Source organism: Streptomyces sp. S6, assembly GCF_054880855.1.
The window spans coordinates 1-26,843 of record NZ_JBTYMC010000070.1 but is presented as its reverse complement, the minus strand read 5'-3'; the positions used below and the strand labels follow the sequence as shown (position 1 = coordinate 26,843).

The following is a 26,843-nucleotide window of genomic DNA, read 5'->3' as shown; positions in this document are numbered from 1 at the left end:
GCCGAGGAGCCCGAGTTGAAGGACCTCGACCTCTCGGACCTCACCGATCCCGCCCGTTACACCGGTCTCGCCGGTGCCCTCACCGACCGTGCCCTGGAGCGACGTTGACCGCGAAGCCCGACCCCGGCGCCTCGGCCTCCCCGTCCTCCTCCGCCTCCCCCTCCGCGTCGGACGGCACCTCCCCCTCGCCCTCGAAGACGGCCCCCGGCACCACCCCCGCCGACCCGGCCCCCACCACCCCTACGGGCTCCACCCCCACGGACCCCGACCCCACGACCCCGGCGGCCGACCCACCGCCCCCGGCACCCTCTCCCAAGCCGTCACCGTCGGAAACCTGCAACCGATTCCTGTGGTGGTGCACGTAACCCTCCGGGGGGACACACGTGGGCCGTACCCCGGGACGCCGGGGTACGGCCCACGCGAGTTCAGCGACCGGCCCGCCTCACGCCGCCCGCCTCACTCCAGGGCGCTCCACATCGCGCCCCTTCACCGCGCCAGCACCGCCTCGTGCACGGCCCGCACCAGCCGCTCGTTCTCCGGCGCCGCCCCGCCCGGGAACGCCATCCGCCGCCGGGTGTACCCGTAGGCGAACCCGGCACGGGGATCGGCGAACGCCTGGGAACCCGCGGCGCCGCTGTGCCCGAAGGTCCCGGCGCCGAGGAACGGGTACACGGAGTCGGCGGTCGCCTGGAACCCGAGCCCGAAGGATTTGTGCGTCCGCGCGACGAGGTCGTACCCGGTGGAGTGGATCTGCCCGACCTCGGCGATCATGTCCGGCTTCAGCAGCGGAGGCCGCCCGTCCACCTCGGAGATCACCGCCGCGTACATCCCGGCGAGCCCCCGCGCACTCGCCACCCCGCCCGCGGAGGCGGGCCCCTTCGCGCGCACGGCACGGGAGTTGCCGTACGAGACGAGGTCCCCGGGGTCCGGCACATGGGTGTTGAACGCGATGGACGGCAGGGAGTGCGGATCGTGCGGCACGGAGTCGAGCTCGGCCTGCTGCTTGGGGGTCGGCAGCATCGGCTGCACGGACCGGAACCGAGGCTCCAGCGCGGCCGGCAGTCCGAGGAAGAAGTCGAGCCCGTACGGCGCCCGCACCCGGTCCTCGTACACCTCCTGGAGACTGCGGCCGGTGGCCCTGCGCACCACCTCGCCGGTCAACGCGCCGATCACCAGGGCGTGGTAGCCGAACGCGGTCCCGGGCCGCCAGAACGGCCGCTGGTCGGCGAGGCGTTCGGCCATCAGCCGGTCGTCCGCCGTCTCGGCCTCGGAGAACCCGGCGTCCAGCCCGACCACCCCTGCCCGGTGGGTGACCAGGTCCCGCAGTGTGAGCTGGCCCTTGCCCTCGGCCGCGAACTCCGGCCAGTAGTAGGTGACTTTGCGGTCCAGCTCCAGCGTGCCGTCCTGGACGAGGAGCGCGACGACCAGATGGGCCGCGCCCTTGGTCGACGAGAACACCCCGAACAGGGAGTCGGCCGAGGTCTCCTCGCCGGCCCACAGGTCGACCACTCTGCGGCCGTCCGCCCAGGCGCACAACTGGCCCTCGTAGTCGGGCCGTTCGGTCGCCACGAACGCGGCGAACTCCTCCCGTACGGCGTCGAATCCGTCCGCGACGGTGCCGTGGATCTCCAGGGTCATCCGCTCTCCTCAACCAGACCGCTGCTTGCGTGTGCCATGGTGAACAAAGCCTGTGCGACCTGGGGGAATTCCCCTTTCGGGTGATCCCTGAAGAGGGGTTCCGTGCCGAACAGGACGGCATGCGGCCCGCTGACGACCGACGGCTGCCCGGCCGCTGCGGCGGGCCCGCCCGTGCCGTCGGCCAGCGGACGCCAGTGCCCGGCGACGAGCGGATTCCCCGCGGCGTACGACTCCTCGACCCGCACCCCGGCCCCGAGCTTGGTGAACCAGACCGGCGCGTACACGAACCCGTACCCCGGCGCCGACCCTGAACTCACCGTCCGCACCACCCCGTTGGCGTCTCCGTTGCCCTCGACGGCGGTCACGGCGAGCAGCCCGGCCCCGACCCCCACCTCGGCCCCGACCACCCCCCGCCCGACCAGCCCGTGCCCGGCGAGGAAGGCGTCCAGCGCACCCCGCGCCCCCGCGTTCAGCTGCCCTCGGTCGAGCCCCGCCGACGCGAACAGCACGTCCGCGGAACCCCAGTCGAACCCGGCGTTCAGCACCTCGGTGGAGACCGGCGTCACCTCGAAGCCCATCTCCCGCAGCGCGAACAGCTCCCCGGCGGTGACGGCCGCCGCGACCCGGACGCGGTGCAGCGGAGCCGTCCCCGTGAACGGCGTCGACGTGAAGGCGACGTTCTGCGCGCGGGCGACGGAGAGTGCCGCACGGCGCGCGGACGCCGGGACGACGACACTCGTCGCACCGTCCCGTCGTACCGAAACACCCCGTGCCAGCAGGGAGTTGAGGGCCGCGTAGGCGTTCGGGTCGGTCAGGCGCAGCCGGAGGTTGCCGTGGGCGGGGACCGAACTCGCCGGTGCCGCACGGGAGATGGCGAGGGCGGCGGGGAGGCGTCCGGCCTTGACCGGGACGACCCGCGCGCCCCACAGCCGGCCCAGGCTCCAGCCCGAGATGTCGTACATCGCCGCCACCTTGCCGCTGATGTCACGACCGTCCGCCAACAGGACGTTCGCCAGGCCGCGTTTGGGCTGGTGCATGTCGACGAGGTAGGAACCCTTGCCGTACGGGCCGAAACCGACGGTCGTGCGGGTGACGCGGACGTCGTTGGCGATCAGGTGGTCGACCAGCCGGGCGGCGGCCGTCGTCCCCGCCGGGATCAGGTACGCGCGGGGGAACGTCGTCGTGTAGACGTCCTCCGGGCCGATTCCCGGTACCCCGGGGACGGTTGCCGGTGAGACGGGCACCTGGGCCGCGCCCCGGGCGCCCCGCCGGAACACCTCGATCTGGTCGGTGATCAGCGCCGTGCGGCGGGCGCGGACGAAGTCGAGGGTGGCGTTCAACGCGGCGCCCGCGACAGCGGTGTTGATCGTCGAGCGGCGGCGCAGCTCGTCAACCGGCAGACCGTAGGCCGAGTTGTTGACCGTGAGCGGGATCTCGACCGTGTGCGCGGCGACCGCGCCGTGGTAGGCCGCGTACTGCGGGGTGAAGATGGGCGGCCAGTCGTCCCAGCCCTCGGTCTGGTCGCGGAACGGGATCTGCGCGGGCTGCACGCCGTCCCGACCCGGCGCGTAGCCCAGGGAGTTGACGGCCTTCTCCATGCCGAGGGCGTTCGCGTAGGTGTTCTTCAGGAACAGGTCGTACTCGTAGTTCTCGCCGTGCGGGGGAGTCGTCGGCTCGATCAGGGTGCCGTTGACGTAGCCGTGCAGGTCCAGCATCACCGCGGGCTGCTTGGTGAGCTGGATCTGCCGCATCGCGCGCGTCTCGGGCTGCGAGGCGGTGACGAAGTCCCGGTTCAGGTCGAAGCCGTTGGCGTTGGCGCGGGTGCCCGCGATCCGGCCGTCCGGGTTGGCCGTGATGTTGAAGTACAGGCGCGTGTGGGCGAGGAGGTCCTTCGTGCGGGCGTCGTTCGCCGTCGCGAGGCGCTCGATCAGCTTCAGGGAGGCGTCCGTGCCCTCCCACTCGTTGCCGTGGATGTTGTTGTTGAAGAACACCGGCGTCTTGTAGCCGGGGACCTGCCGGGCCGACGACACCCGCGCGTCCTCGATCATCCGGCGCATCCGCTCCTGCGCACCGGCCTGCGCCGCGCTCTCCGGCGCGGTGACCGTCACGAGGTAGAGTCGGTGCCCGCCCGCCGACCGCCCGGTGATCTCCACGCTCACCCGACTGCCCAGCCGCTGGAGGGAGTTCAGCTTCGGGGCGATCGCGTGGTACGGCGTGAGACCCAGCCTGATCGACCTGTCGGCCGGGTTCACGGGGTCGGGGGCGAGCGTCAGCCTGCGGGGGTAGCCGCGGGTGTCGGCGGCCAGGTCGGGGGTGGCGGCGGTGAGCGCCCGACTCGCCGTGGCCGCCCCGGAGTCGGCGGCGCCGGCCGTGAACTCCCGGTCCCTGGTGAGCGGTTCGTTCTCGGCGCTCGCGCTGTGCGGCGTGAGCAGGAGCGAGCCCGTCGCGGTGAGCGCGAGGGCGGCGAGCAGCAAAGGTCTGGCAGGGGTGGCTTGCGTGGTGCGCACGTGTACCTCCTCTGGACTTGCCGGTCCTGGACTGCCGCCTGCGGCTCTGGACTTGTGGACAGATCCGCAGATCGGTACGGCGAGATGTACCTGTTCGACTCAACCGCAACAAGAGGGTCTCGAAATCACTCGCGAAGGTACGGACCAGCGGGGTCTTCGCGAAGACGCGTGAAGGCCGCACCCCACGTCCAGGGGGTGCGGCCTTCACGAGGTGCGGCGGGCGCTCAGATCTTGACGATCGCCTTGCCGGTGCTGTCGCCGCGCAGGACGCCGAGGAACGCCTCCAGGGTGTTCTCCACACCCTCGGTGACCGTCTCGCGGAACTTCAGGGCGCCCGAGGCGATCCACGGGGCGACCTCGGCGACGAACTCGGACTGGAGGTCGTAGTGGTCGCTGACCAGGAAGCCCTCCATCCGGCCGCGCGTCTGGATCAGCCGGGCGAGGTTGCGCGGGCCGGGCGCCGGCTCGGTGTTGTTGTAGATCGAGATCATGCCGCAGACGGCGATCCGGCCACCCGGGTTGAGAGAGGCGATCGCGGCCTCCAGGTGGTCCCCGCCGACGTTGTCGAAGTAGACGTCCACACCGTCGGGCGCGGCCTCGGCGAGCAGCTCGGAGACCTTGCCGGTCTTGTAGTTGAACGCGGCGTCGAAGCCGTACTCCTCGACGAGGAGCTTCACCTTGTCGTCCGACCCGGCGGAGCCGATGACCCGGGAGGCGCCCTTGAGCTTGGCGATCTGCCCGACCTGGCTGCCGACGGCCCCGGCGGCGCCGGAGACGAAGACGGAGTCGCCCTCCTTGAAGGCGGCGGTGCGCAGCAGACCGGCGTACGCGGTGAGGCCGGTCATGCCGAGGACACCGAGGTACGTCGACAGCGGGGCCGCGTCGGCGTCGACCTTCACGGCCTGCTGCGCGTCGAACGTCGCGTACTCGCGCCAGCCGCCGAAGTGCAGGACGTGGTCACCGGGGGCTATGCCCTCGGCGTTCGACTCGATCACCTCGCCGACCGCACCGCCCTGCATGACCTTGCCCAGCTCGAACGGCGCGACGTACGACTTCGCGGCGCTCATGCGCCCACGCATGTACGGGTCCACCGAGAGGTACTTGTTGCGGACCAGGACCTGACCCTCACCGGGCTGGCTGACCTCCGCCTCGACCAGGGCGAAGTCCTCGGTCTTCGGCCAGCCGACGGGACGGCTGAGCAGGTGCCATTCACGGTTGAGCATGGGGGGACCCTTCCATCGCGTTCACTTCACGAGCATTTACTTCACTGCCTGAAACAACCATGCACCTGGATATTTCATGTTGTCAAGTATCGGGGTAGTGTGGTGGGCATGGCCACAGAGAACACCCGCCGCTACGACCCCCTCACCGTGGAAGTCATCGATCTCATCGGCGAGGTCGTGGCCCGTTTCCACGACGACTACGACACCGCCGCCACAGCCCACTCCCTCACCGGCGCGCAGGCACGCCTCCTCACGCTCCTCACCCTCGAACCGCTCCCCATGCGCAAGATCGCCGAGCGCCTGAAGTGCGAGCCGTCGAACGTGACGGGGATAGTCGACCGCCTGGAGGCCCGCGGCCTCGTCGAGCGCCGGCCCGCCCCCGCCGACCGCCGCGTCAAGCTCGCCGCCGTCACCCCCGAGGGCCGCCAGGTCGCCCGCGACCTCCGCGAGACCCTCCAGTTCGCCCACGAACCCTTCGCGGAACTCTCCGCGACCGAGCGGGTACTCCTACGCGGCCTGCTGAGCCGGATGCTGGGCAGGGGAGAGCAGGGCGAGAGGGGGGACGAAGGCGAGGCCGAGGGCGTTGTCAGTGGCGGCCGATAGAGTTTTCCCATGCGCGATCTTGGGGTGGGCTTCGGGTATCTGGTGCAGGGGCAGCGATGGGCCGCCCAGCACGGCAGGCAGTACGGCTTCGGGCTGATCCCCGGCCTGATCACCCTCGTCCTGTACATCGCGACCCTCGCCTCCCTCGTCCTGTGGGGCGGCGACCTCGTCTCCTGGGCGACCCCCTTCGCCGACGGCTGGTCCAGCCCCTGGCAGGGCCTCTTCCGCGGCTTCCTCACGGTCGTCCTGTTCGCCCTCGCCCTCCTCCTCGCGGTCCTCACGTTCACGGCCGTCACGCTGCTCATAGGCCAGCCGTTCTACGAGAGCCTCTCCGAGAGCGTCGACCGGGACGTCTCGCCCGACGGCACCGCCCCCGAGTCCGGCCTGCCCCTCTGGCGCGACCTCCTCGTCTCCGCGCGCGACAGCGTCCGGGTGCTTGTCCGCGCCCTGCTGTGGAGCCTTCTCCTCTTCGCCCTCGGCTTCCTCCCCGTCGTCGGCCAGACCGTCGTCCCCGTCATCGGCTTCTTCGTCACCGGCTTCTTCCTCGCCGAAGAGCTGACCTCCGTCGCCCTCCAGCGCCGCGGCGTCGAACTCCGCGCCCGCCTCACCCTCCTGCGCTCCCGCAAGATGCTCGTCTGGGGCTTCGGCACCCCCCTCGGCATCGCCTTCCTCGTCCCCTTCGTCGCCGTCTTCCTCATGCCGGGCGCGGTCGCCGGCGCCACCCTGCTGACCCGGCACCTCCTCGACGAACGGCACAAGGACGACGCCGACGACGCCGGCGCCTCGGACGACACGGAGGTGAGCGTCTCTTGACCGACCTCGGCGCCCGCGCGCTCGGCCGCGCCACCCTCGCCCGGCAGCTCCTCCTGCGCCGCGAGCGGCCGGCCGTCCCCGAAGCGGTGCGCCGAGTCGTCGCCCTCCAGGCACAGCGGGCCGCGTCCCCCTATCTCGCCCTCTGGAACCGGGCCGTCGACTTCGACCCCGCCGAACTGTCAGCTCGTCTCCGTCGCCACCCGCACTATCTCCCTCACCTGCCCCACGATCGCCTCCCTGTTCCGCACGAACTCCGGGTCCGTCACCTCCGTCGTGTTCGTCGCCCCGAACTGGAGGACCGGTGTGTGGACATGGCCGCCCGGCAGGGTGTTGTGGAGGCCGAGGCGGTCTCTCAACAGGGTTGCGCGGTAGGCGATTTCGTTGGAGAGGTAGTCACCGCCGCCGCCGGCTCGGGCGGTTGAGCCCGGGGTCGGGCCGGTCGGGCGGACCACCGGGGTCGTCTCGCCGGCCGGGATCTCCGTGACGCTCGTGTTGTCGTAGACGGGGAAGGGGCCGGTCGTGGCGGTGACGATCGCCGTGTACGGGAGGGTCGTCGTCGTCCACTGCGGCTGGGTCGCCGGGTCGGGCACCGGGATGGTCTCCGTGCGGCCGATGTTCTCGTTGTCACCGAAGCCGCCGCGCCAGGCACCGTTGGTGCGTTCGACGTCGAAGCGGCCGACGCGGCCCTGGCTGACGGTGGTGAAGAGGTCGACGGCGGGGAGGTGGGGGCGCAGGGCGCGTTCGACCGTACCGTCCGCGAAGTCCTGCCAGCGGACCGGGAAGACGGCCGTCTCGATGCGGGCGAGGCCGGTGGCGGTGTGGACGACCGTGCCGTCCAGGGCGAGGGCGGAGGCGCCGGAGGGGTTGGAGATACGGATGTCGCGGTCGAGGGTGAAGGGGTCGAAGCCGGTGAGGAGGACCCGCTTGAGGCCGTCGGCGGGAGAGGGGTAGCGGATGTCGGTCTGGCCGCGCGAGGTGCGCTCCAACTCGCCCAGCAGGGCCGTGCGTTGAGCTGAGCTCAGCCCGAACTGCGGCTCCCACTCCCGCACTTCCCGCGTCATCCCGAGCCGCGCCCAGTACAACGGCCGATCGTCCCCCCGGCTCAGATCCCCGCCCTCCGGACCCCGCCCCTGCGCCCGGTCCACCGCCCGCCGCCACAGCGCGGACCCCTCGCGGACGACGACGGCCCGCGCCTGCGCGTAATCGCGCGCGGAGCCCAGCGCACGGGCGAACTCCCGTGCCACGGAGTCGAATCCGGACCGGACGAGGATCTCCTGCGGAACCGCGCGATCGAGACGCTGCTCCTCGACGGTCGGCGCGAACGCCGGTGCCGCGCTCGCGGTGACGGGGGAGGCGAGGCCCGCGAGGAGGGCCAGGCTGAGGGCGCCGAAGTGGATGCGGAGGGAGGGCATGGGGGGTTCCGTTCCTTCCGGGAAGGCCGAGAGGGCCGAGGAGCCGGGTGACCGAGACGGCTGAGGTGGCCGAGGTGACCGGGACGGCGGAAGTATCCCGTGCCGGGAGTGGTCTACGCCACCCCTCAACGGAGCTGCTCGCCCCCAGCGACTCCCACGCCCCCACCACCGCTCGCCCCCGCGTACACCCCCCGCGCCGGACCCCCTCGTCCACGACCCGCACCAGCGCGACCCCGAGTCCGGCGGCGACATACCCCTGTTCGGCCGTCCACTCCCCGACGACATGGGCAGCCCGGGGGCGGAACCTCTGCCTCGACGCGGCATCCAGCAAGGTCCCTTCGGCACCCGGACGCCCCGATATCCAGTCGACGTCGGCCAGTTGGTACAGCCGGAGTTCCGGAGCGGCGGCGAGAGGATGGCCGACGGGGAGTACGGCGTACCGGAACTCGCCGAGCAGATACGGGAGTTCGTACGCCCCCAGCCCACTCACGCCGCTTTCCGAGCCGCCCGCGCCGCCCCTCGATCCACGCACACCGCCCGCACCATCTCCCAAGCCGCCCTCTCCAGCAACCCCGCAGCCGGACGGTGGGCAGTTCGGCCGACCCATGCTCATCCCGCATGGCACCCATGCCGGACATTCGCTTGTCGCATCGCCGGACGCGAAATTACCGTCGGCGCATGCGCATCACCCTCGACAGCCCCGCCACCGCCCCCCAGCCTCTCTCCCCCTACTACTCCCAGGTCGCCAGGGTCGAACACCCCGACGGGAGCGCCCTGTTGTACCTCTCGGGCCAGATAGCCGAGGGCGCGACCCTCGCCGAACAGTCGAGAGGGGTCTTCGAGACGATCGCCGCGCTGCTGGCGGCGCACGGCGCGACACTGGCGCACGTCATCAACATCCGGACGTACCTCACGGACATCTCACGGCTCGCCGAATACGCCGCCGTACGCGGCGAGTTCCTCACCGGCACCCCGCCGACCAGCATGACGTTCGAGGTGCCGAGGCTGTTCCGCCCGGAGGCGCTGATCGAGATCGAGGTCGTCGCCGCACTCCCGAAGGCTCCCGGAGATCTCCAAGACGACGGCGCGACCCGGGAGTTGTGAAGGGTTCGTTCGGAATCCAGGGGGGTAGATCGTCCGGGGACAGCGAGATCTCCGCACACCGGCTACCGTGCTGGTGGGGGGTTCTCCCTCGAAGCCGCCCCGGTCCGGGACCCTGACCCCTGGACCGGGGCGACCCCCGCACAAGACCCACTCGCACAAGCCCCACTCGCACAAGCCCCCGCACACACCCCTACCGCGCCGAGAACCCGTACACCGTCTCCGACCGATACACCGCACCCGGCCGCAGCACCGTCGTCGGAAAGTCCGCCCGGTTCGGGGAGTCCGGAAAGTGCTGGGTCTCCAGAGCGATCCCCTCGCCCGCGGTGAACGGCTCCGAGAGATGGTCGGCGGTGTAGACCTGGATCCCGGGCTCGGTGGTCGAGATCGTCAGCACCCGCCCCGACGCCGGATCGTGCAGCTCGGCGACCTCCTCGGGCGTGGCCGTCACCCCCTTGTCCAGCACGAAGTTGTGGTCGTACCCGTCGCCCGTCTTGCGGGCCGCACGGAAGTCGAACCGCGAGCCGGAGACGTCCGCGAGGACGCCCGTGGGGATGAGGGTGCCGTCGACGGGGGTGTACCGCGAGGCGGCGACGCGCAGTTCGTGGCCGGTCGCGACGGAGGACCCCGCGAGGTTGAAGTAGCTGTGGTTCGTGAGGTTGACGACCGTGGCTGCGTCGGTGCTCGCCTCGTACGCGATGTGCAGCGCGCCGGACTCGTCGAGGGAATACGTCGCCGAGACCTCCAGGCGCCCCGGGAAGCCCTCCTCGCCGTCCGGGGAGACCCGGGTCAGCCGGATCGCGTGCGGACCGGCCTCCTCGACGTCCCAGACGACCTTGTCGAAGCCCAGCGGGCCGCCGTGCAGGGAGTTGGGCGCGTTGTTGGCGGCCAGTTCGTAGGTACGGCCGTCCAGCGTGAAGCGCCCGTTCGCGATGCGGTTGGCGTACCGGCCGATCAACGCGCCGAGGAACGGCTCCGGATGGGCGAGGTAGCCCGCCAGGTCGGCGAACCCCAGCACCACGTCGGCCGTCCGCCCGTCCCGGTCCGGGACCTCGACGGACTGCACGATCCCGCCGTACGACAGGACACGCACCCGCGTGCCGGCCCGCTCCAGGGTCCAGCGGTGCACCGGGGTGCCGTCGGAAAGTGTTCCGAAGTGTTCGCTCATGAGCGAAACCCTAAGACACCGCCCCCGGCTTCCCATCAGCCACCTTCACGCCCCCGGCGCCGTGACCTTGGCGTACGCGATCTCCGCCAGCCGCGCCTGCCCCTCCTTGCTCGGATGGAACCAGTCCCACCGGCTCAACTGCGCCGTCCCGAACGCGTAGTCGTACACGGCCCCGCCGTCGAACCGGCACCGCACGTCCTTCGCGCACACCTCCTTGAGCACCGAGTTGTAGTCCCGCACCCGCTCCTGCACGGAGTCCCGCCGGGTGGTCGCCGTCAGATCCAGCGAGTCGGCGTCGGCCAGCATCGAGGGGCAGATCCCCAGCTTCCAGACGACCTTGCCCAGCGGACTGCTCTTCCCCTCCGACCAGAGCCGCTTGAGATCCGGCACGCTCGACACGTACACCTGCGACTTGGGCGAGACGGACCGAAGCGCCGCGAGGGACTGCTCGAAGGACGTGCGGAACGTCCCGACCGGCGTCATCTGCCCGACCGAGTCACGGCAGGCGTCGTTCGCCCCCGCCATCACCGTCACCAGCCCCGGCTGCCGGGTCCCCGCCTGGGCCATCTGGCCCGGGAGATCCGCCATCAGCGCGCCGGTCCTCGCGTAGTTCCAGCTGTGCGTCGTCGCCTTCGCGGCCCCCAGCAGCCGCACCGCGAGCGAGTCGACCTCCGTGCTGTCGCCCGTCGCCCACGACACCTCCGGGCAGTCCTTCAGGACCCCGCACGCGTCGAACCCGCGCGTGATGGAGTCCCCGACGGCCGCCACCGACGCCGGGCGCACGTTCCACACCGGGGGTGACGGCTTCGGCGCCGCGCGCGTCGACGTCGTCCCGCCGCCGCCGTCGCCTCCGCCGACGCCCGTGCACCCCGCCACCGCCAGCGACAACCCCGCCGTCACCGCGGCGAGCACCCCCCGCCCTCGCGTCGTCACCATGCTCGACTGGCCCCTTCGGTCGTCCGGCCGCAAACCCCCGCACCCAGTACAACGCAGCCGAGTTCCCGAACCGGCTTCCGGACAGATCTTCACCGTTTCCAGACGTGATCCCCGGAACGTTCCCCACCCGTACAAGCGTCCTGCCGAGTGAATGGCGGGCCTTTCGGGGCACCTGGACCGACGGTACGTCACACTCCTCACCCCGTCGCACGGTAGCCTCGCCATCAACGTGGCTGCACCGACGCCGCCGCTCAGCCAGCCCTGCAAGATGTCCCGCTCTGTCCGGAGGTCCCGGTGACGACACGTGGAGTTCTGTACGTGCACTCCGCGCCGCGCGCGCTGTGCCCGCACGTCGAGTGGGCCATCGCCGGGGTGCTCGGTACGCGCGTCAACCTCGACTGGATCAGGCAGCCCGCCGCGCCCGGCACCTGGCGCTCCGAGTTCTCCTTCAAGGGCCAGGCGGGCACCGCCTCCAAGCTCGCCTCCGCGCTGCGGGGCTGGCAGATGCTGCGCTTCGAGGTCACCGCCGAGCCCTGCGCGAGCGCCGAGGGCGAGCGCTACAGCTGCACGCCGGACCTGGGCATCTTCCACGCCGTCACCGGCATCCACGGCGACATCCTGATCCCCGAGGACCGGCTGCGCGCCGCCCTGCTCCGCTCCCAGCGCGGGGAGACCGACATCGAGGCCGAGATCACCAAACTCCTCGGCAAGCCGTGGGACGACGAGCTGGAGCCGTTCCGGTACGCCGGGGAGGGCGCACCGGTGCGCTGGCTGCACCAGGTGGTGTGAACGGAAAAGGAAGGGCCCCACCTTTTCAGGTGGGGCCCTTCAACGTGCTGTGAAGCCCTCTCAGACCGTCCGGAACGCCAGCACCACGTTGTGCCCGCCGAACCCGAACGAGTCGTTGAGCGCGGCGATACGCCCCTCCACCGGCAGCTTGCGGGCCTCTCCGCGGACGACGTCCGCGGCGGCCTCCGCCTCCGGGTCGAGGTTGTCGACGTTGATGGTCGGCGGCGCGATCCGGTGGTACAGCGCGAGAACGGTCGCGACCGACTCGACACCGCCGGCGCCGCCCAGGAGGTGACCGGTCATCGACTTCGTCGCGGAGACGGCGAAATGGTCGGCGTGGTCCCCGAACACCTTGCGCAGCGCCTTCAGTTCGGCGACGTCACCCGCGGGCGTGGAGGTCGCGTGCGCGTTGACGTGCACGATCTCCGCCGGGTCGAGGTCGGTGGAGGCCATCAGGTGGTTCAGCGCGGCGGCGATGCCACGCCCCTCCGGCTCCGGCTGCACGATGTCGTGCGCGTCGGCCGAGATGCCCTGGCCGACGGCCTCCGCGTACACGCGGGCGCCACGCGCGGCGGCGTGCTCGGCGGACTCCAGGACGATCACGCCGGAGCCCTCACCCATCACGAAGCCGTCACGCGCCGTGTCGTACGGACGGGACGCGCCCTGCGGGTCGTCGTTGTTCTTGGACATCGCCATCATGTTGCCGAACGCGGCGATCGGCAGCGGGTGGATGGCCGCCTCCGTGCCACCGGCGATGACGACGTCGGCGCGGCCGGTGCGGATCATCTCGACGGCGTAGCCGATGGCCTCGGCGCCCGACGCGCAGGCGGAGACCGGGGTGTGCACACCGGCGCGCGCGCCGACGAGCAGACCCACGTTGGCGGAGGGGCTGTTGGGCATCAGCATCGGGACGGTGTGCGGGGAGACCCGGCGCACGCCCTTGTCCTTCAGCACGTCGTACTGGTCCAGCAGGGTCGTCACACCGCCGATGCCGGAGGCGATGACCGCGCCGAGCCGGTCGGGGTTGACGGAGGTGTCCTCGCCGGCGCGCGCGGTGAAACCGGCGTCCGCCCAGGCCTCCTGGGCCGCGATCAGCGCGAACTGCGCCGAGCGGTCCAGCTTGCGGGCCTGCGGGCGGGGGAGCACCTCGGAAGGGTCCACCGCCGCACGGGCCGCGATGCGGACGGCCTGGTCGGCCGCCCACTCCTCGGTGAGGGCCTTGGCACCGGACCGGCCGGTGATCAGACCCTCCCAGGTCGATGCTGCGTCGCCACCCAGCGGTGTGGTTGCGCCGATACCGGTGACGACCACGGTGCGATTGGTCGGGCTCACGGGAATTCTCTCTCCTACGGAATTTCGAGGATGAAACGGCGCCACCGCCGGGTGGCGGGGCAGATCACCCCACAGGCTCGAAGCCCAGGGCGGGGATCAGCCCTGGTGCTCCAGGATGTACGTCGTCGCGTCGCCGACGGTCTTGAGGTTCTTGACGTCCTCGTCCGGGATCTTCACGTCGAAGCGCTCTTCGGCGGCGACGACGACCTCGACCATGGACAGCGAGTCGACGTCCAGGTCGTCGGTGAAGGACTTGTCCAGCTGGACGTCCTCAACCGGGATGCCGGCGATCTCGTTCACGATCTCCGCGAGACCTTCGACGATCTCTTCCTGAGTGGCGGCCATGATGGCGCTCCTTCTTTTCTTTCCAGAGGGTTGGCTGTGCTGTCCGTGGCCAGGCAGCGGAACTGCGTGATCCGGCAACGGAGTGCCTAGGGGAGGGTAACGACCGTCGCCGCGTACACGAGACCCGCCCCGAATCCGATGACGAGCGCCGTGTCGCCGCTCTTCGCCTCCCCGGTCGCCAGGAGCCGCTCCATCGCGAGCGGGATCGAGGCGGCCGAGGTGTTGCCGGTGGTGCGTACGTCACGCGCGACCGTGACGTGCTCCGGCAGCTTCAGCGTCTTCACCATCGAGTCGATGATCCGCTCGTTGGCCTGGTGGGGGATGAAGACGTCGAGGTCGCTCGCCGTGATGCCGGCCGCGTCCAGCGCCTGCTGGGCGACCTTGGCCATCTCGAAGACGGCCCAGCGGAAGACCGCCTGGCCCTCCTGCGCGATGGCGGGGAACTTCTCGACGACGCCGTCCCGGTAGTCCGTCCACGGCACGGTCTGCCGGATCGTCTCGGACTTGTCGCCCTCCGAACCCCACACCGTCGGCCCGATCGCCGGCTCCTTCGAGGGGCCGACGACGACCGCTCCGGCGCCGTCACCGAACAGGAAGGCCGTCGCGCGGTCCTCCAGGTCGGTCAGGTCGGAGAGCCGCTCCACGCCGATGACCAGCACGTATTCGGCGCTGCCCTCGACGATCATGCCCTTGGCCAGGGTCAGGCCGTAGCCGAAGCCGGCGCAGCCCGCCGAGATGTCGAACGCGGCGGCCTTCGCCGTACCCAGCTTGTCGGCGATCTCCGTCGCGACGGCCGGGGTCTGCTTGAAGTGCGAGACGGTCGAGACGACGACCGCGCCGATCTGCTCGGCCGTGATACCCGCGTCCGCGATCGCCTTGCCGGACGCCTCCACCGACATCGCGGCGACGGTCTCCTCGGCGTTCGCCCAGTGCCGGGTCTCGATGCCGGACCGGGAGCGGATCCATTCGTCGGACGAGTCGATCGTCTCCAGAATGACCTCGTTGGGGACGACGCGGGTCGGGCGGTAGCCGCCCACCCCGAGGATGCGCGCGTACGGATGACCCTTGCCGGGCTTGATCTTCGCCATCGGGATCTCCTCTCAGGCGCCGTGTTCCGCGATCAGTTCGCGGGCCGCGTCGAGGTCGTCGGGGGTCTTCAGGGCCAGTCTCGGCACATCGGGCAGGGCGCGCTTGGCGAGCCCGACGAGGGTGCCGCCGGGCGCGGCCTCGATGATCGCGGTGGCGCCCAGCTTCTCGAACGTCTCCATGCACAGGTCCCAGCGGACCGGGTTCGCGACCTGGCCGACGAGGCGGCTGAGCACCTCGGCGCCGGTCGCGACGGCCTCGCCGTCCTTGTTGGAGACGTAGGTGACCTCGGGGTCGGCCGGGGAGAGACCGGCGGCGGCCTCCTGGAGGACCGACACCGCCGGGGCCATGTGATGCGTGTGGAAGGCGCCCGCGACCTTGAGGGCGACGACCTTGCGGACACCCTCCGGCTTCTCCTCGGCCAGCGCCGCGAGCTGCTCGGCGGTGCCGGCGGCGACGACCTGGCCCGCGCCGTTGATGTTCGCCGGGGTCAGCCCCAGCTTCTCCAGATGCGGGACGGTCGTCGCGGGGTCGCCCCCGAGCAGCGCCGCCATGCCCGTCCGCGTGACGGCGGCGGCCTCGGCCATCGCGACACCGCGCCTGCGGACGAGGGAGAGCGCGTCCTCGGGGGTGAGGACACCCGCCCACGCGGCGGCGGTCAGCTCACCGACACTGTGTCCGGCGACCGCGCCGGGTGCGATGGCACCCAGTGCCGCGCCGGAGACGATCCCGGCGGCGACCAGCAGCGGCTGGGCGACCGAGGTGTCACGGATCTCGTCCGCGTCGGCGTTCGTGCCGTAGTGCACCAGGTCGAGCCCGATGACGTCGGACCACGCACGGAGGCGGTCCTCGACACCGGGGAGGTCGAGCCAGGGGGTCAGGAAGCCGGGCGTCTGGGCGCCCTGGCCGGGAGCGACGAGTACGAGCACTCTCACACTCTCTCTTGGGGACGGCCACGGCCGCCCGTGGGGACAGGGACGAAGAACAGCAAGGGGTTTTGTGGAACCCCTACAAAAGCCTAGGTCTGGAGATCTCCGTCGGCCAGGCGTCCCAGGATCAGTGCGATCCGCAGAGTAAAGGCCGAGCGTACATCGGAGGGTGACCATCCGGTGACGTCAGTCACACGTCGGAGCCGGTAGCGCACGGTGTTCGGATGGACGAAGAGCATCCGGGCCGCGCCTTCGAGACTGCTGGCCTGCTCCAGATATACGGAGAGTGTTTCCAGCAGCGCGGAACCGGCCTCCTCCAATGGTCTGTAGATCTCCTCCACCAACTGACCGCGAGCGGTGGGATCGCCCGCGATAGCGCGTTCCGGGAGCAAATCGTCCGCCAGGACCGGCCGAGGAGCGTCCTGCCAGGCCGAACACGCCTTCAGCCCGGCCGCCGCCGCCTGCGCGGAGCGGGTCGCCGTCAGCAGGTCCGGCACGACGGGCCCGGCGACCACCGGCCCGGCCGCGAACGGACCGATCAGCGACTTGGCGACGGCGAGGGGGTTGTCGCTGCCTCCCGCGATGACGACGAGACGGGTGCCCAACACGCCCGTCAGCACCTGGAGTTTGGCGTGCCGGGAAGCACGCCGGATCGCCTCCACCGTCAACTCCGAGTCACCTTCCGGAGCCCGGCCCAGGACGACGCACACGTGCTCCGGGGCGTTCCAGCCCAGCGCCGCCGCGCGGGACACGGCACCCTCGTCGGCCTCGCCGCTCAGCACCGCGTTCACCACGAGCGACTCCAGCCGCGCGTCCCAGGCACCCCGTGCCTCGGCGGCCTGGGCGTACACCTGCGCGGTCGCGAACGCGATCTCCCGCGCGTACACCAGCAGCGCCTCCCGCAACACCCCCTCGTCGCCGGGCGCCGCGACCTCGTCGATCGCGGACTCCATGACCTCGATCGTCGTCCGGACCATCTCGACCGTCTGCCGCAGCGTGATCGCCCGGGTCAGCTCGCGCGGGGCCGTGCCGAAGACGTCCGTCGAGATCGCCTGCGGGGCGTCCGGCTGCCGGAACCACTCCGTGAACGCCGCGATGCCCGCCTGGGCGACCAGGCCGATCCAGGAACGGTTCTCCGGAGGCATGGCCCGGTACCACGGCAGGCTCTCGTCCATCCTCGTGATGGCCTGCGCGGCCAGCGATCCGGACGACTTCTCCAGCCGTTTCAGCGTGGCGAGGTGCGGGTGGGCCGCAGCGGCGGGCGGCGGGGTGGTGGGTCTCGGTTCGGGCACGGGACTAGGGTGCCTCATCCGGGCGGGTCGACGGGGCCTGGGGATACCTTGGTGAGGTGATGGACGTGCGGCGCGGGGACACGCGGTACCGGGGCGGCGACGCCGGGCAGGGCATCGAGACTTTGCACTCTTTTTCCTTCGGCCCGCACTACGACCCCGGCAACCTCCGCTTCGGCGCGCTCATCGCCTGCAACGAGGAACACCTCGCCCCCGGCGCCGGGTTCGCCGAACACCCCCACTCCCACACCGAGATCGTCACCTGGGTCGTCTCCGGCGAACTGACCCACCGGGACTCCACCGGCCACGAAACGATCGTCCGCCCCGGCGACGTCCAGCACCTCTCCGCCGCGGCCGGCATCCGCCACACCGAACACAACGCCTCCCCCGACACCCCCCTCACCTTCCTCCAGATGTGGCTCGCCCCCCTCGAACCCGGCGGCGTCCCCTCCTACGACATCGTCCACGGCATCGCCGACTCCACCCCCTACGCCGTCGTCACCGCCGGCGCCATGCTCCACGTCCGCCGCCTGTCCCCGAACGAACGGACGGCCGTCCCGGAGGCGAAGTCCGGATACGTCCACGTCGTACGGGGGCGCGTGCGGGTGGGGGAGACCGAGTTGGGGGCCGGAGACGCGCTGCGGGCTTCCGGGGAAGGGGAGTTGGAGCTGGTCGCGGTGGGGGGTGCGGCTGAGGTGCTGATGTGGGAGATGGGGAGTCACGGATGAGGGAGGGGTCGTCATCGACCGGGTGGAAGTCAACGGCGCCGAAGCGGACAGCGAAGACCTGAAGGCCCTTGCGCGGGCCACCTACGCGCACTTCACCTCGATGCAGGCGCGGGGGCGAGCGGTCCGGGGCCTGGACCTGCACCTGAAGCGGCTGCACGACAGCGCACGCGAAGTCTTCGGATCACCCCTGGACGACGACCGGGTGCGCTCCTGCGTCCGGCACGCCCTCCTCGCCTCCCCGGACGCGGTGACAGTCCGCGTGACCGTCTTCAGCCGCCACCAGGACGCCGTACTGCGCGGCGAGGACGTGCGGCCGGACCTGGCCGTGACGACGAGCGCCCCCCTCACGGCACAGACCTCACCCGTGCGGCTGCGGACCGTGGAGTACGAGCGGGATCTGCCCCACGTCAAACACGCCGGAACCTTCGGCCTCGTTCTCCACCGACGCCAGGCGGTGCTCGCCGGATACGACGACACCCTGTTCACCGACCGCCACGGCCGGATCAGCGAGGCATCGATCTCGAACATCGGCTTCTTCGCCGACGGACGCGTCATCTGGCCTCAGGCCGCCGTACTGCCCGGCGTCACCATGCAACTGCTCCAGCGAGGCATGGCGGCCAAGGGCATCCCGTCCGAACAACGCGAGATCCACCTCCGCGACCTCGACGCCATGACCCCCGTCGCCCCCACGACCGTGTGAGCAGGGCCGGGGCCGCGGCGCGCTATCCCCCTCCGGCAGCGCGCCGCAGCCCTGGGCATGACCCACTGTGACGTGCTCCGCGAAGGGTGTGCGAGGAACCTTTAGCGAAGTCACCCTGATAGGGGAATTTCGTTGACGTTCCGTCAATTTCGTTGACAGGTAGGTAGTTGACGATGTGTCAGATCGGGAGGTGGGGGAGCGGGGCGTAAATAGCTGATCGAACCGTTGCCCACCCCCACTTTTATCGAAACGTGATACCCGTCACTGAAGCCCCCCGAGACCCTTCCGTTCTCCTAGTGTGTCCTCCCAGTGACTTCCTTCGACCCCTCTCCCCAGCTCGGCGTCTGGCGCGCACTGCTCGCGCTGGCCGTCGTGTTCGTGATGCTGTCGACGACCGGGTGGACGGCCCTGCGCCCCACCCGCACCGACAGCGCGCTCGAAGCCTCCGTCGCCGCGTGGCGGCACGGCTTCGTGGACGGCCGTCTCCTCCCGGACCCCGATCAGGCCCCGGCGGGACTGGCCCGCTTCTTCGCCGCGCTCACCGCTCCCCAGCGCAACGCCCTGGCGAACACGTACCCGCTGGCCGTGGGCAACATGAACGGCGCCCCCGTCAAGCTCCGCTACCGGGCCAACCGCATCGCGCTCCTGGAGGCCGCCGCCGTCGAACGCGCCCGGACGCACGACGGCCGGCTCAGCGAGGACGGCCAGGCCGAGGCGACCCGCCGCATGCACCGCTTCGAGGTGCTCGCCAGGGACGGCCGACAGATCCTCGCCTTCGACCCCGAGGGCAGCGGCCGGGCCGCGGAGGTCTTCGGCGACCTGACGACGGCCGCGCGGATCTCCGTCGTCGTCCCGGGGGTCGACACGGACATCCTCACCTTCCAGAAGACGGGCCGCAGATACACCGCCCCGGTCGGCATGGCCGAGGCGCTGTACGACGCCGAGCGCGAGGCCGGCCCGCGGACCCGCACGGCCGTCATAGCCTGGGCCGACTACACCGCCCCCGCTGGGCTCGGCATCGAGTCGGCGACCGCGATGCGCGCCGAGGACGGCGCCGTCCGCCTCAACGCGCTGCTGCGGGCGCTGCCCGAGGCGACGCCGGTGTCGATGTTCTGCCACAGCTACGGCTCCGTCGTCTGCGGCGTCGCGGCGCACGCGATGCCCCGCCAGGTCGTCGACATAGCCGTCGCCGGGAGCCCCGGGATGCGCGTGGCGAAGGCGGCCCACCTGCACACCTCCGCCCACGTGTGGGCGATGCGGGACGCGGACGACTGGATCCAGGACGTGCCCTACCTGGAGCTCGGCGGCCTCGGGCACGGCGAGGACCCCGTCTCGGCGGAGTTCGGCGCCAGGCGGCTGTCCGCGAACCTCGCGCACGGCCACGGCGGCTACTTCGTGCCCGGCACGGACAGCCTGCGCAACTTCGCCGAGATCGGCACTGGCGCATACCAGTCGGTGCGGTGCGCCGACGATGACGAGACCTGCCGGGCGGATTTGTCCGGCACTACCACGGCCGGACGCGCGTAGAAACAGCAGGAACTGCGGTACGCGCGGGGAGGGGACGAAGATGCGGGTCCCGCATACGATGAGCCGCATGGGTGATGTACTGGCCGGTTCGCATGCCGCCTGGGAGTTCGGGTCCGACTCCGTGCTCATCCGCTACGAACGGGGGATGCGCGCGCCGAAGCTGCTCTCGGCGCTCGGGGAGCGCCGGGTCCCCCTCGCGGCGGTCGAGGGCGTGTCGCTGGCCCCCGGCAAGCGCGGGACGGTCGTCCTGCGGCTCGTGCTGCGCGAGGGCGCCGACCCGCTGCTCGCCGCGGCCGACGGCCAGCTCAAGGAGGGCTCCGACCCCTACCGGCTGGTCCTGCCCGCCGAGCGGGACGCGCTCGCCGAGTACTACGCGGACGAGCTGCGCGGCCTGCTGACCCACGCCGGCGCCGGTCCGGCGGAACGGTTCCTCGTCGACGCCCCCGAGGTCCCGCTCTCCTTCAAGGCGTACGACGCGAAGGCGTCCTTCGACGGGAAGACCGTCCGCTTCCGCTGGTTCTGGACCGGCGCGTCCTCCGCGAAGTGGAAGGCGGGCGACCAGAGCTTCGCCGTCTCCGAGCTGACCGGGGTGGAGTGGCGCTCGCCGGAGGTGTTCGAGGGGCACCTGCGGGTCCTGCGGGGAGAGGTCACGTCCGCACAGCCCGACCAGGACCCCGCCGCCGTCGTCTTCGGCCTCGGGTACGGGCCCGTCCACGAGTCCCTCCCCTTCGCCGCCGCGGTCCTCGCGGCCGTGCGCGGGCAGAAGGGGCCGGCCGTCCTGTCCGTCCCGGCCCGCCGCGACCCCGCCGACGTCGCCGAGCGGATCCGGCACCTGGGGGAGCTGCACGCGGCCGGGCTGGTCACGGACGAGGAGTTCTCCGTGAAGAAGGCGGAGCTGCTGGCGGAGCTGTAGCGGCGCTACGAGCTGTAGAACTGGATCTTCCGGTTCAGCACCGCCAGCGTGCCGTTCAGCTCACTGATCCGCGCCTGGACGTCCCTGCGCGTCGACTCCAGCAGCTCCCGGCGCTCGTCGAACGTCCCCTCGCCCTCCCGCGCCAGCTCCGCGTACCGGACCATGTCCGCGACCGGCATCCCCGTCAGGCGCAGCTTGCCCACGAAGTCCAGCCAGTCCAGGTCGCGGTTGCAGTAGCGCCGCTGACCGGTGTGCGAACGGTCCACGTGGTCCAGCAGCCCGATCCGCTCGTACCAGCGCAGCGTGTGGGCCGTGAGGCCGGTGAGCGCGACGACCTCGCTGATCGTGTAGCTGTCCTGCCCGTCGGGCCGGGGATGGGGCGGCGGCGGGGCTGCGCAGACGTCGGTGGGGGCGAGCGTTTCGATGGTCAGGGGCGAGGTCTGCATCACCGTCATACGTCCACGCTATGGCCTTGGAGTGGGCTCGAAGCAAGCGGAACCGGTAAAGAATGCCGAAGGTAGGCTCGCCGTATGTCGCTGAGCAGCCTCACCCAGACCGAGAACTGGCCGGTCCCCACCGCCGCCGCGGGCGTGATCCGCGCCGACGGCACCGTCCTCGGCACCCACGGCCCGGCCGGCCACCGCTTCCGCCTCGCCTCGGTGACCAAGCCGCTCGCCGCGTACGCCGCCCTCGTCGCGTACGAGGAGGGCGCGGTCGACCTCGACGAACCCGCGGGACCGCCCGGCGCCACCGTCCGCCACCTCCTCGCCCACACCTCCGGCCTCGCCTTCGACGAACACCGCGTCATGGCTCCGCCGGGTGAGCGCCGCCTCTACTCCAACGCCGGTTTCGAGCAACTCGGCGACCACATCGCGAAGTCCACGGACATCCCCTTCCCGGAGTACCTCCGCCAGGCGGTGTTCGAGCCGCTGGGCATGACGGCGACGACGCTGGACGGCTCGCCCGCGAAGGACGGCGTCTCGACGCTCGCCGACCTCCTGCGCTTCGCCGCCGAAGTCCAGGCACCCCGACTCCTGGACCCCCGCACGGTGTTGGACGCCATGACCGTCCAATACCCCGGCACCAAGGGCGTGTTGCCCGGCTACGGCCACCAGAGCCCCAACGACTGGGGCCTCGGCTTCGAGATCCGCTCCGCCAAGTCCCCGCACTGGACGGGGAGTTCCTCCTCGCCGCGCACCTTCGGTCACTTCGGCCAGGCCGGGACGTTCCTGTGGGTCGACCCGGACGCGGGGGTCGCCTGCGTCGCACTGGCCGACCGGGCGTTCGGGCCCTGGGCGGTGGAGGCGTGGCCGGTGTTCACGGACTCGGTGCTGGGGGAAGTCCGGGCGGCTGAGTAAATCACCCCTGCGGGGTACCCGAACCCTTGAAGCGACCTGGCGCGCAAGGGAGTTGAGCCATGGCAGAGTTCGGGCGCGGAGCGCACAAACACCCCCGTTCACGTGGCCGGATGAGGTCAGGGACCGGGCCGGACGGTGCGTCGCTCGGAATCGTCGGGGTCGTGTGCGCCGTCGCCGGGTTCTTCGTGTTCGGGATCCTGCTGGGGCCGGTCGCCGTCGTGTGCGGGTGGCTGGCCATGGGACGCCGGTGGGCGTCGAGGGCGGTCGTGCCGGCGGTGGCGGTGGTGCTGGGCGGGCTGGACACGTTGCTGGCGGTGCTGTGGCTCGCGGGGTAGACCGGGTGGCCGGGGAGCGGCTGGGGTTGAACCCCTGAGGCACGTTCCCCGGCGTTTCGGCTACGCGTCTCCCCCCGCCGCCCCCGGCTCCGCCGCCGTCACATCCAGCAGCTGGTACCGGTCGATCGCCTGCTTCAGTGCCGACCGGTCCACCTTCCCTTCCTTCGCGAGTTCCGTGAGGACGCCGAGGACGATCGAGTGGGCGTCGATGTGGAAGAAGCGGCGGGCGGCGCCGCGGGTGTCGGCGAAGCCGAAGCCGTCGGCGCCGAGGGACTGGTAGGTGCCGGGGATCCAGCGGGAGATCTGGTCGGGGACGGACCGCATCCAGTCGGAGACGGCGACGAACGGGCCCTGGGAGCCGGAGAGTTTGCGGGTGATGTACGGGACGCGCTGGTCCTCCTCGGGGTGGAGGAGGTTGTGGCGCTCCACTTCCACCGCCTCGCGCCGGAGTTCGTTCCAGGAGGTCGCCGACCAGACGTCCGCCCGGACGTTCCACTCCTCGGCGAGGATCCGCTGCGCTTCGAGCGCCCAGGGGACCGCGACACCGGAGGCGAGGATCTGGGCCGGCGTCGAACCGGCTGTGCCCGCCGAGATTTTGTGGACGCCCTTGAGGATGCCCTCGACGTCGACGTCCTCGGGCTCCGCCGGGTGCTGGAGGGGCTCGTTGTAGACGGTGAGGTAGTAGAAGACGTCCTCACTGTCGGGGCCGTACATGCGCCGCAGGCCGTCCTGGACGATGTGCGCGATCTCGTACCCGTACGCGGGGTCGTAGGCGACGCAGCCGGGGTTCGTGGAGGCGAGCAACTGGGAGTGGCCGTCGGCGTGTTGGAGGCCCTCGCCGGTCAGCGTCGTACGCCCGGCGGTGGCGCCGAGGACGAAGCCGCGGGCCAACTGGTCGGCCATCTGCCAGAACTGGTCGCCGGTGCGCTGGAAACCGAACATCGAGTAGAACACGTAGACCGGGATGAGTGGTTCGCCGTGCGTCGCGTACGCCGAGCCCGCCGCGATCAGGGAGGCGGTGCAGCCGGCCTCGGAGATGCCGTCGTGCAGCATCTGGCCGGTCGGCGACTCCTTGTAGGCGAGCAGGAGTTCACGGTCGACGGACTCGTACTGCTGGCCCAGCGGGTTGTAGATCTTCGCGCTCGGGAAGAAGGAGTCCATGCCGAACGTGCGGTACTCGTCGGGCGCGATCAGCACGAAGCGGCGGCCCAACTCCTTGTCCCGCATGAGGTCTTTGAGCAGCCGGACGAAGGCCATGGTGGTGGCGATGGACTGCTGGCCGGTGCCCTTCTTCACGGTCGCGTACGCCTTGTCGTCGGGCAGCGCGAGGGGCTTCGCGCGGACGACACGGGTGGGCACGTAACCGCCGAGAGACTTGCGGCGGTCGTGCATGTACTGGATCTCCTCCGAGTCCCGGCCCGGGTGGTAGTACGGCGGCAGGCCGGACTCCAACTGCTGGTCGGAGATGGGGAGATGGAGGCGGTCACGGAAGCCCTTGAGGTCGGCGACCGTCAGCTTCTTCATCTGGTGCGTGGCGTTGCGGCCCTCGAAGTTGGGGCCGAGCGTCCACCCCTTGACGGTCTTCGCCAGGATCACCGTCGGCTGGCCCTTGTGTTCGACGGCCGCCTTGAACGCCGCGTAGATCTTCTTGTGGTCGTGCCCGCCGCGCCCGAGGTGCAGGATCTGATCGTCCGTCATGCCCTCGACCATCGCGCGAAGTCGCTGGTCGTCACCGAAGAAGTGGTCGCGGATGTAGGCGCCGGACTCGGTGGCGTACGTCTGGTACTGGCCGTCCGGGGTGGTGTTCATCCGGTTGACGAGGATGCCGTCGCGGTCCTGCGCGAGCAGCGGGTCCCAACTGCGGTCCCAGATCAGCTTGATGACGTTCCAGCCGGCGCCCCGGAAGACGGACTCCAGCTCCTGGATCACCTTGCCGTTGCCGCGCACCGGACCGTCGAGGCGCTGGAGGTTGCAGTTGACGACGAAGGTGAGGTTGTCGAGGCCCTCGCGGGCGGCGATCGTCAACTGGCCGAGCGACTCCGGCTCGTCCATCTCGCCGTCGCCGAGGAACGCCCAGACGTGCGACTTCGAGGTGTCGGCGATGTCGCGGGCGTGCATGTAGCGGTTCATGCGGGCCTGGTAGATCGCGCCGATCGGGCCGAGGCCCATCGAGACGGTCGGGAACTCCCAGAAGTCCGGCATCAGACGGGGGTGCGGATAGGAGGAAAGCCCGTACGGGGCGCGGGACTTCTCCTGGCGGAACGCGTCGAGGTGCTGCTCGCCGAGCCGGTCGAGGAGGAACGCGCGGGCGTAGATGCCGGGGGAGGCGTGGCCCTGGAAGAAGACCTGGTCGCCGCCGTCGCCGTCGTCCTTGCCGCGGAAGAAGTGGTTGAAGCCGACGTCGTACAGGGACGCGGACGACGCGAACGTGGCGATGTGGCCGCCGACGCCGATCCCGGGGCGCTGGGCGCGGGAGACCATCACCGCGGCGTTCCAGCGGGTCGCGTTGAGGATCCGGCGTTCGATCTCCTCGTTGCCCGGGAAGAACGGTTCGCTCTTGGTGGGGATCGTGTTGACGTAGTCCGAGCTGCGCATCTCGGGGACGGCGACGCGCTTCTCGCGGGCCCGTTCGATCAGCCGGAGCATCAGGTAGCGGGCGCGTTCACGGCCGCGGTCGTCGATGGCGGCGTCGAGGGAGTCGAGCCACTCCTGGGTTTCCTCGGGGTCGAAGTCAGGAACCTGACTCGGAAGGCCGCCAATGATGATCGGATTGCGATCGGATCCGGAAGCCACGCTGTTCCTTACCTGTCGGAGGGCTGCCCGAGGGGCTGGGGAGGCCCCGGGAGCCGCATGTTTCGGGATGCCTGCTGCACCGTTCCCCATCGTGTACCTCGGGGCGTCAAACGTCACCTTCTGCGGGTACGCGATTTCCAAACGCGCAAACAGGGCGGAAAGGTGTGGTGTGTGTCACCTTTGACGTGGAATCCTTGACGGGAGTTGCGTCGACAGGCCCGGATCGTCACCGTTTAGGCGGTCCGAACCGCCGGGTACTTGCGCGATCCGCCCCGCCCGTGTGGACTACGGCCAACACCACGCGCGTACGCGTGGCCGAGTTGTCATCGAAAGAACATGATCAGGAGGCAGACCGTGAGCGCGACCGCGGACCACGCGGAGACGAGCCTGGCCGTGAGGCTGGGTTTCCAGCCCGCCCAGGTGGTCCAGGAGATCGGCTACGACGAGGACGTAGACCAGGAGCTCCGTGAGTCCATCGAGGAGACCGTCGGCAGTGAGCTGGTGGACGAGGACTACGACGACGTGGCTGATGCCGTCGTCCTGTGGTTCCGTGACGACGACGGGGACCTGACGGACGCCCTGGTCGATGCCCTCGGGCTCCTTGAGGAGGACGGTTCGATCCTCCTCCTCACCCCGAAGACCGGCCGGGACGGCTACATCGAGCCCAGCGACATCAACGACGCCGCCCAGACGGCTGGTCTCTCGCAGACCAAGAGCGTCAGCGCCGGCAAGGACTGGGTCGGCACCCGCCTGCTGAGCCCCAAGGCCGCGAAGCGGTAAGCCCCTCCTCAGGCTGACGACGGCGGGTGCGGGCCCCTCCGGGGAGCCACCGCACCCGCCGACCCGTCACCCACACGCCGAACGAACCCCCCGGGCTCCGCCTGAGCCGCCGGGCCCCGCTCAAGCCCCGGGTCCCGCTCAAGCCTCGGGCTTCGCCTGAGCCCCTGGCTCCGCCGAGCACCGGGTTTCGCCTGAGCCGCCGGGTCTTGCCCGTGCCGCCGGGCCCCGCCCGAGCCCCGGCTTTGCCCGAGCCCCGGGCCTTGGTCCTGCGCGAGGCCGCGGCTTCGCCCGTCGGACGGCTGCCGTATCCGCGTCCCGTACGCCGCTCCGCCCCCTTCAGGTGCCTCCCGCGTTGCCGCTCAGGCTGTGAGTGATCAAGATCCGAGCCCTGGCTGGGTCCAGACCCCGCCCGAGCACCCGGGTCCCGCCCTAGACGAGTCTTTCCGAATGCCTGCGGGTACGAAGAGAGGGTGTTCATGATCGTTTGTGACGACGAACTTGAACACCCTCGTGACCGCACTGTACGTGAAGATCGACG

At 70.9% G+C, this 26,843-nt stretch carries 25 protein-coding genes and 2 pseudogenes; 12 read left to right on the top strand and 15 right to left on the bottom strand.

Translation table 11 applies throughout. The features are described 5' to 3' along the window. Positions 1-79 precede the first annotated feature (79 nt). The 4 genes from ACVNF4_RS12770 to ACVNF4_RS12755 all read right to left on the bottom strand — a co-directional run bounded on the left by ACVNF4_RS12770 (position 80) and on the right by ACVNF4_RS12755 (position 5,368). Positions 80-316 carry a hypothetical protein gene (locus ACVNF4_RS12770; RefSeq protein WP_461802877.1) on the bottom strand — a complete coding sequence of 79 codons (237 nt, stop codon included), beginning with the start codon at positions 314-316 and terminating at the stop codon, positions 80-82. Between the two features lie 170 nt (positions 317-486). After that, a complete protein-coding gene (locus ACVNF4_RS12765) occupies positions 487-1,638 on the bottom strand; it encodes a serine hydrolase domain-containing protein (RefSeq protein ID WP_461802876.1) in 1,152 nt (383 codons plus the stop codon). After that, positions 1,635-4,145 (bottom strand): M14 family zinc carboxypeptidase, encoded by a 2,511-nt coding sequence (locus ACVNF4_RS12760; protein WP_461802875.1) that lies wholly within the window; start codon positions 4,143-4,145, stop codon positions 1,635-1,637. Before ACVNF4_RS12760 ends, ACVNF4_RS12765 begins: the two co-directional genes overlap by 4 nt. A gap of 224 nt (positions 4,146-4,369) precedes the next feature. After that, the gene (locus ACVNF4_RS12755; protein WP_461802874.1) at positions 4,370-5,368 is read right to left on the bottom strand and encodes an NADP-dependent oxidoreductase; all 999 of its coding nucleotides are present in this window, start codon (positions 5,366-5,368) and stop codon (positions 4,370-4,372) included. 108 nt (positions 5,369-5,476) lie between these two features. Between ACVNF4_RS12755 and ACVNF4_RS12750 the strand changes: the two genes are divergently transcribed. From ACVNF4_RS12750 to ACVNF4_RS12740, 3 genes and pseudogenes are all read left to right on the top strand, one after another. Beyond that, the gene (locus ACVNF4_RS12750; protein WP_461802873.1) at positions 5,477-5,971 is read left to right on the top strand and encodes a MarR family winged helix-turn-helix transcriptional regulator; all 495 of its coding nucleotides are present in this window, start codon (positions 5,477-5,479) and stop codon (positions 5,969-5,971) included. A gap of 9 nt (positions 5,972-5,980) precedes the next feature. Further along, positions 5,981-6,784, top strand: a complete 804-nt coding sequence (locus ACVNF4_RS12745; protein WP_461802878.1) for an EI24 domain-containing protein — start codon at positions 5,981-5,983, stop codon at positions 6,782-6,784. Further along, positions 6,781-6,979: pseudogene (locus ACVNF4_RS12740) on the top strand (DNA glycosylase AlkZ-like family protein); the annotation flags it as partial. The gene ACVNF4_RS12745 and the pseudogene ACVNF4_RS12740, both read left to right, overlap by 4 nt. Here ACVNF4_RS12740 and ACVNF4_RS12735 read toward each other — a convergent pair. Continuing rightward, positions 6,964-8,196: a pyroglutamyl-peptidase I gene (locus ACVNF4_RS12735; protein WP_461802872.1), complete on the bottom strand. Its 1,233-nt coding sequence runs from the start codon at positions 8,194-8,196 to the stop codon at positions 6,964-6,966. The pseudogene ACVNF4_RS12740 and the gene ACVNF4_RS12735 overlap by 16 nt on opposite strands. Positions 8,197-8,476: 280 nt before the next feature. Then, positions 8,477-8,803: pseudogene (locus ACVNF4_RS12730) on the bottom strand (hypothetical protein); the annotation flags it as partial. A gap of 71 nt (positions 8,804-8,874) precedes the next feature. On the opposite strand from ACVNF4_RS12730, the gene ACVNF4_RS12725 reads away from it, so the two are divergent. Beyond that, on the top strand, positions 8,875-9,300 hold the full coding sequence (locus tag ACVNF4_RS12725; protein WP_461802871.1) for a RidA family protein: 426 nt from the start codon (positions 8,875-8,877) through the stop codon (positions 9,298-9,300). A 190-nt stretch (positions 9,301-9,490) separates the two neighbouring features. On the opposite strand, the gene ACVNF4_RS12720 is transcribed toward ACVNF4_RS12725, so the two are convergent. Both ACVNF4_RS12720 and ACVNF4_RS12715 read right to left on the bottom strand, forming a co-directional pair. Further along, the gene (locus tag ACVNF4_RS12720; protein ID WP_461802870.1) at positions 9,491-10,465 is read right to left on the bottom strand and encodes an aldose epimerase family protein; all 975 of its coding nucleotides are present in this window, start codon (positions 10,463-10,465) and stop codon (positions 9,491-9,493) included. Between the two features lie 45 nt (positions 10,466-10,510). Further along, positions 10,511-11,401 (bottom strand): SGNH/GDSL hydrolase family protein, encoded by an 891-nt coding sequence (locus tag ACVNF4_RS12715; protein WP_461802869.1) that lies wholly within the window; start codon positions 11,399-11,401, stop codon positions 10,511-10,513. A gap of 294 nt (positions 11,402-11,695) precedes the next feature. On the opposite strand from ACVNF4_RS12715, the gene ACVNF4_RS12710 reads away from it, so the two are divergent. Continuing rightward, positions 11,696-12,190: a DUF3145 domain-containing protein gene (locus tag ACVNF4_RS12710; protein WP_010354717.1), complete on the top strand. Its 495-nt coding sequence runs from the start codon at positions 11,696-11,698 to the stop codon at positions 12,188-12,190. Positions 12,191-12,250: 60 nt separating this feature from the next. Here ACVNF4_RS12710 and ACVNF4_RS12705 read toward each other — a convergent pair whose 3' ends face one another. From ACVNF4_RS12705 to ACVNF4_RS12685, 5 genes are all read right to left on the bottom strand, one after another. Further along, complete coding sequence (locus ACVNF4_RS12705) at positions 12,251-13,522, bottom strand: beta-ketoacyl-[acyl-carrier-protein] synthase family protein (protein ID WP_461802868.1); 1,272 nt, start codon at positions 13,520-13,522, stop codon at positions 12,251-12,253. 96 nt (positions 13,523-13,618) lie between these two features. After that, a complete protein-coding gene (locus ACVNF4_RS12700; protein WP_461802867.1) occupies positions 13,619-13,867 on the bottom strand; it encodes an acyl carrier protein in 249 nt (82 codons plus the stop codon). A gap of 86 nt (positions 13,868-13,953) precedes the next feature. Then, a complete protein-coding gene (locus ACVNF4_RS12695; protein WP_461802866.1) occupies positions 13,954-14,955 on the bottom strand; it encodes a beta-ketoacyl-ACP synthase 3 in 1,002 nt (333 codons plus the stop codon). A 12-nt stretch (positions 14,956-14,967) separates the two neighbouring features. Next, positions 14,968-15,882, bottom strand: a complete 915-nt coding sequence (locus ACVNF4_RS12690; protein ID WP_461802865.1) for an ACP S-malonyltransferase — start codon at positions 15,880-15,882, stop codon at positions 14,968-14,970. An 89-nt stretch (positions 15,883-15,971) separates the two neighbouring features. Beyond that, complete coding sequence (locus ACVNF4_RS12685; RefSeq protein WP_461802864.1) at positions 15,972-17,192, bottom strand: PucR family transcriptional regulator; 1,221 nt, start codon at positions 17,190-17,192, stop codon at positions 15,972-15,974. A 41-nt stretch (positions 17,193-17,233) separates the two neighbouring features. Between ACVNF4_RS12685 and ACVNF4_RS12680 the strand changes: the two genes are divergently transcribed. The 4 genes from ACVNF4_RS12680 (at position 17,234) to ACVNF4_RS12665 (ending at position 21,039) form a co-directional block, all read left to right on the top strand. Continuing rightward, positions 17,234-17,899, top strand: a complete 666-nt coding sequence (locus tag ACVNF4_RS12680) for a pirin family protein (protein WP_461802863.1) — start codon at positions 17,234-17,236, stop codon at positions 17,897-17,899. Positions 17,900-17,921: 22 nt separating this feature from the next. Next, positions 17,922-18,599, top strand: coding sequence for an aminotransferase class IV (locus ACVNF4_RS12675; protein WP_461802862.1), 678 nt, complete (start codon positions 17,922-17,924; stop codon positions 18,597-18,599). Between the two features lie 309 nt (positions 18,600-18,908). Then, positions 18,909-20,126: an alpha/beta hydrolase gene (locus ACVNF4_RS12670; protein ID WP_461802861.1), complete on the top strand. Its 1,218-nt coding sequence runs from the start codon at positions 18,909-18,911 to the stop codon at positions 20,124-20,126. A gap of 67 nt (positions 20,127-20,193) precedes the next feature. Then, positions 20,194-21,039: a DUF4429 domain-containing protein gene (locus ACVNF4_RS12665; RefSeq protein ID WP_461802860.1), complete on the top strand. Its 846-nt coding sequence runs from the start codon at positions 20,194-20,196 to the stop codon at positions 21,037-21,039. Positions 21,040-21,044: 5 nt separating this feature from the next. Here the strand turns inward: ACVNF4_RS12665 and ACVNF4_RS12660 are convergent, their stop codons facing one another. Continuing rightward, positions 21,045-21,494: a MerR family transcriptional regulator gene (locus ACVNF4_RS12660; RefSeq protein ID WP_461802859.1), complete on the bottom strand. Its 450-nt coding sequence runs from the start codon at positions 21,492-21,494 to the stop codon at positions 21,045-21,047. 75 nt (positions 21,495-21,569) lie between these two features. On the opposite strand from ACVNF4_RS12660, the gene ACVNF4_RS12655 reads away from it, so the two are divergent. Both ACVNF4_RS12655 and ACVNF4_RS12650 read left to right on the top strand, forming a co-directional pair. Then, entirely contained in the window at positions 21,570-22,397 is an 828-nt protein-coding gene (locus ACVNF4_RS12655; protein ID WP_461802858.1) for a serine hydrolase domain-containing protein, read from the top strand. Positions 22,398-22,456: 59 nt separating this feature from the next. Further along, positions 22,457-22,732 (top strand): small hydrophobic protein, encoded by a 276-nt coding sequence (locus tag ACVNF4_RS12650; RefSeq protein WP_461802857.1) that lies wholly within the window; start codon positions 22,457-22,459, stop codon positions 22,730-22,732. 60 nt (positions 22,733-22,792) lie between these two features. Here the strand turns inward: ACVNF4_RS12650 and aceE are convergent, their stop codons facing one another. After that, positions 22,793-25,525 (bottom strand): pyruvate dehydrogenase (acetyl-transferring), homodimeric type, encoded by a 2,733-nt coding sequence (gene aceE, locus ACVNF4_RS12645; RefSeq protein WP_461802856.1) that lies wholly within the window; start codon positions 25,523-25,525, stop codon positions 22,793-22,795. A 354-nt stretch (positions 25,526-25,879) separates the two neighbouring features. Here aceE and ACVNF4_RS12640 point away from each other — a divergent pair, with 354 nt between their 5' ends. Then, positions 25,880-26,305, top strand: coding sequence for a DUF3052 domain-containing protein (locus tag ACVNF4_RS12640; RefSeq protein ID WP_461802855.1), 426 nt, complete (start codon positions 25,880-25,882; stop codon positions 26,303-26,305). Positions 26,306-26,843 lie beyond the last annotated feature (538 nt).

Bases quoted from the DNA above. Each gene is read 5' to 3' on its own strand.
- ACVNF4_RS12765 (WP_461802876.1), bottom strand. From the start codon at position 1,638: ATGACCCTGGAGATCCACGGCACCGTCGCGGACGGATTCGACGCCGTA.
- ACVNF4_RS12755 (WP_461802874.1), bottom strand. From the start codon at position 5,368: ATGCTCAACCGTGAATGGCACCTGCTCAGCCGTCCCGTCGGCTGGCCG.
- ACVNF4_RS12750 (WP_461802873.1), top strand. From the start codon at position 5,477: ATGGCCACAGAGAACACCCGCCGCTACGACCCCCTCACCGTGGAAGTC.
- ACVNF4_RS12745 (WP_461802878.1), top strand. From the start codon at position 5,981: ATGCGCGATCTTGGGGTGGGCTTCGGGTATCTGGTGCAGGGGCAGCGA.
- ACVNF4_RS12735 (WP_461802872.1), bottom strand. From the start codon at position 8,196: ATGCCCTCCCTCCGCATCCACTTCGGCGCCCTCAGCCTGGCCCTCCTC.
- ACVNF4_RS12725 (WP_461802871.1), top strand. From the start codon at position 8,875: ATGCGCATCACCCTCGACAGCCCCGCCACCGCCCCCCAGCCTCTCTCC.
- ACVNF4_RS12720 (WP_461802870.1), bottom strand. From the start codon at position 10,465: ATGAGCGAACACTTCGGAACACTTTCCGACGGCACCCCGGTGCACCGC.
- ACVNF4_RS12715 (WP_461802869.1), bottom strand. From the start codon at position 11,401: ATGGTGACGACGCGAGGGCGGGGGGTGCTCGCCGCGGTGACGGCGGGG.
- ACVNF4_RS12700 (WP_461802867.1), bottom strand. From the start codon at position 13,867: ATGGCCGCCACTCAGGAAGAGATCGTCGAAGGTCTCGCGGAGATCGTG.
- ACVNF4_RS12695 (WP_461802866.1), bottom strand. From the start codon at position 14,955: ATGGCGAAGATCAAGCCCGGCAAGGGTCATCCGTACGCGCGCATCCTC.
- ACVNF4_RS12685 (WP_461802864.1), bottom strand. From the start codon at position 17,192: ATGAGGCACCCTAGTCCCGTGCCCGAACCGAGACCCACCACCCCGCCG.
- ACVNF4_RS12680 (WP_461802863.1), top strand. From the start codon at position 17,234: ATGGACGTGCGGCGCGGGGACACGCGGTACCGGGGCGGCGACGCCGGG.
- ACVNF4_RS12665 (WP_461802860.1), top strand. From the start codon at position 20,194: ATGGGTGATGTACTGGCCGGTTCGCATGCCGCCTGGGAGTTCGGGTCC.
- ACVNF4_RS12660 (WP_461802859.1), bottom strand. From the start codon at position 21,494: ATGACGGTGATGCAGACCTCGCCCCTGACCATCGAAACGCTCGCCCCC.
- ACVNF4_RS12655 (WP_461802858.1), top strand. From the start codon at position 21,570: ATGTCGCTGAGCAGCCTCACCCAGACCGAGAACTGGCCGGTCCCCACC.
- ACVNF4_RS12650 (WP_461802857.1), top strand. From the start codon at position 22,457: ATGGCAGAGTTCGGGCGCGGAGCGCACAAACACCCCCGTTCACGTGGC.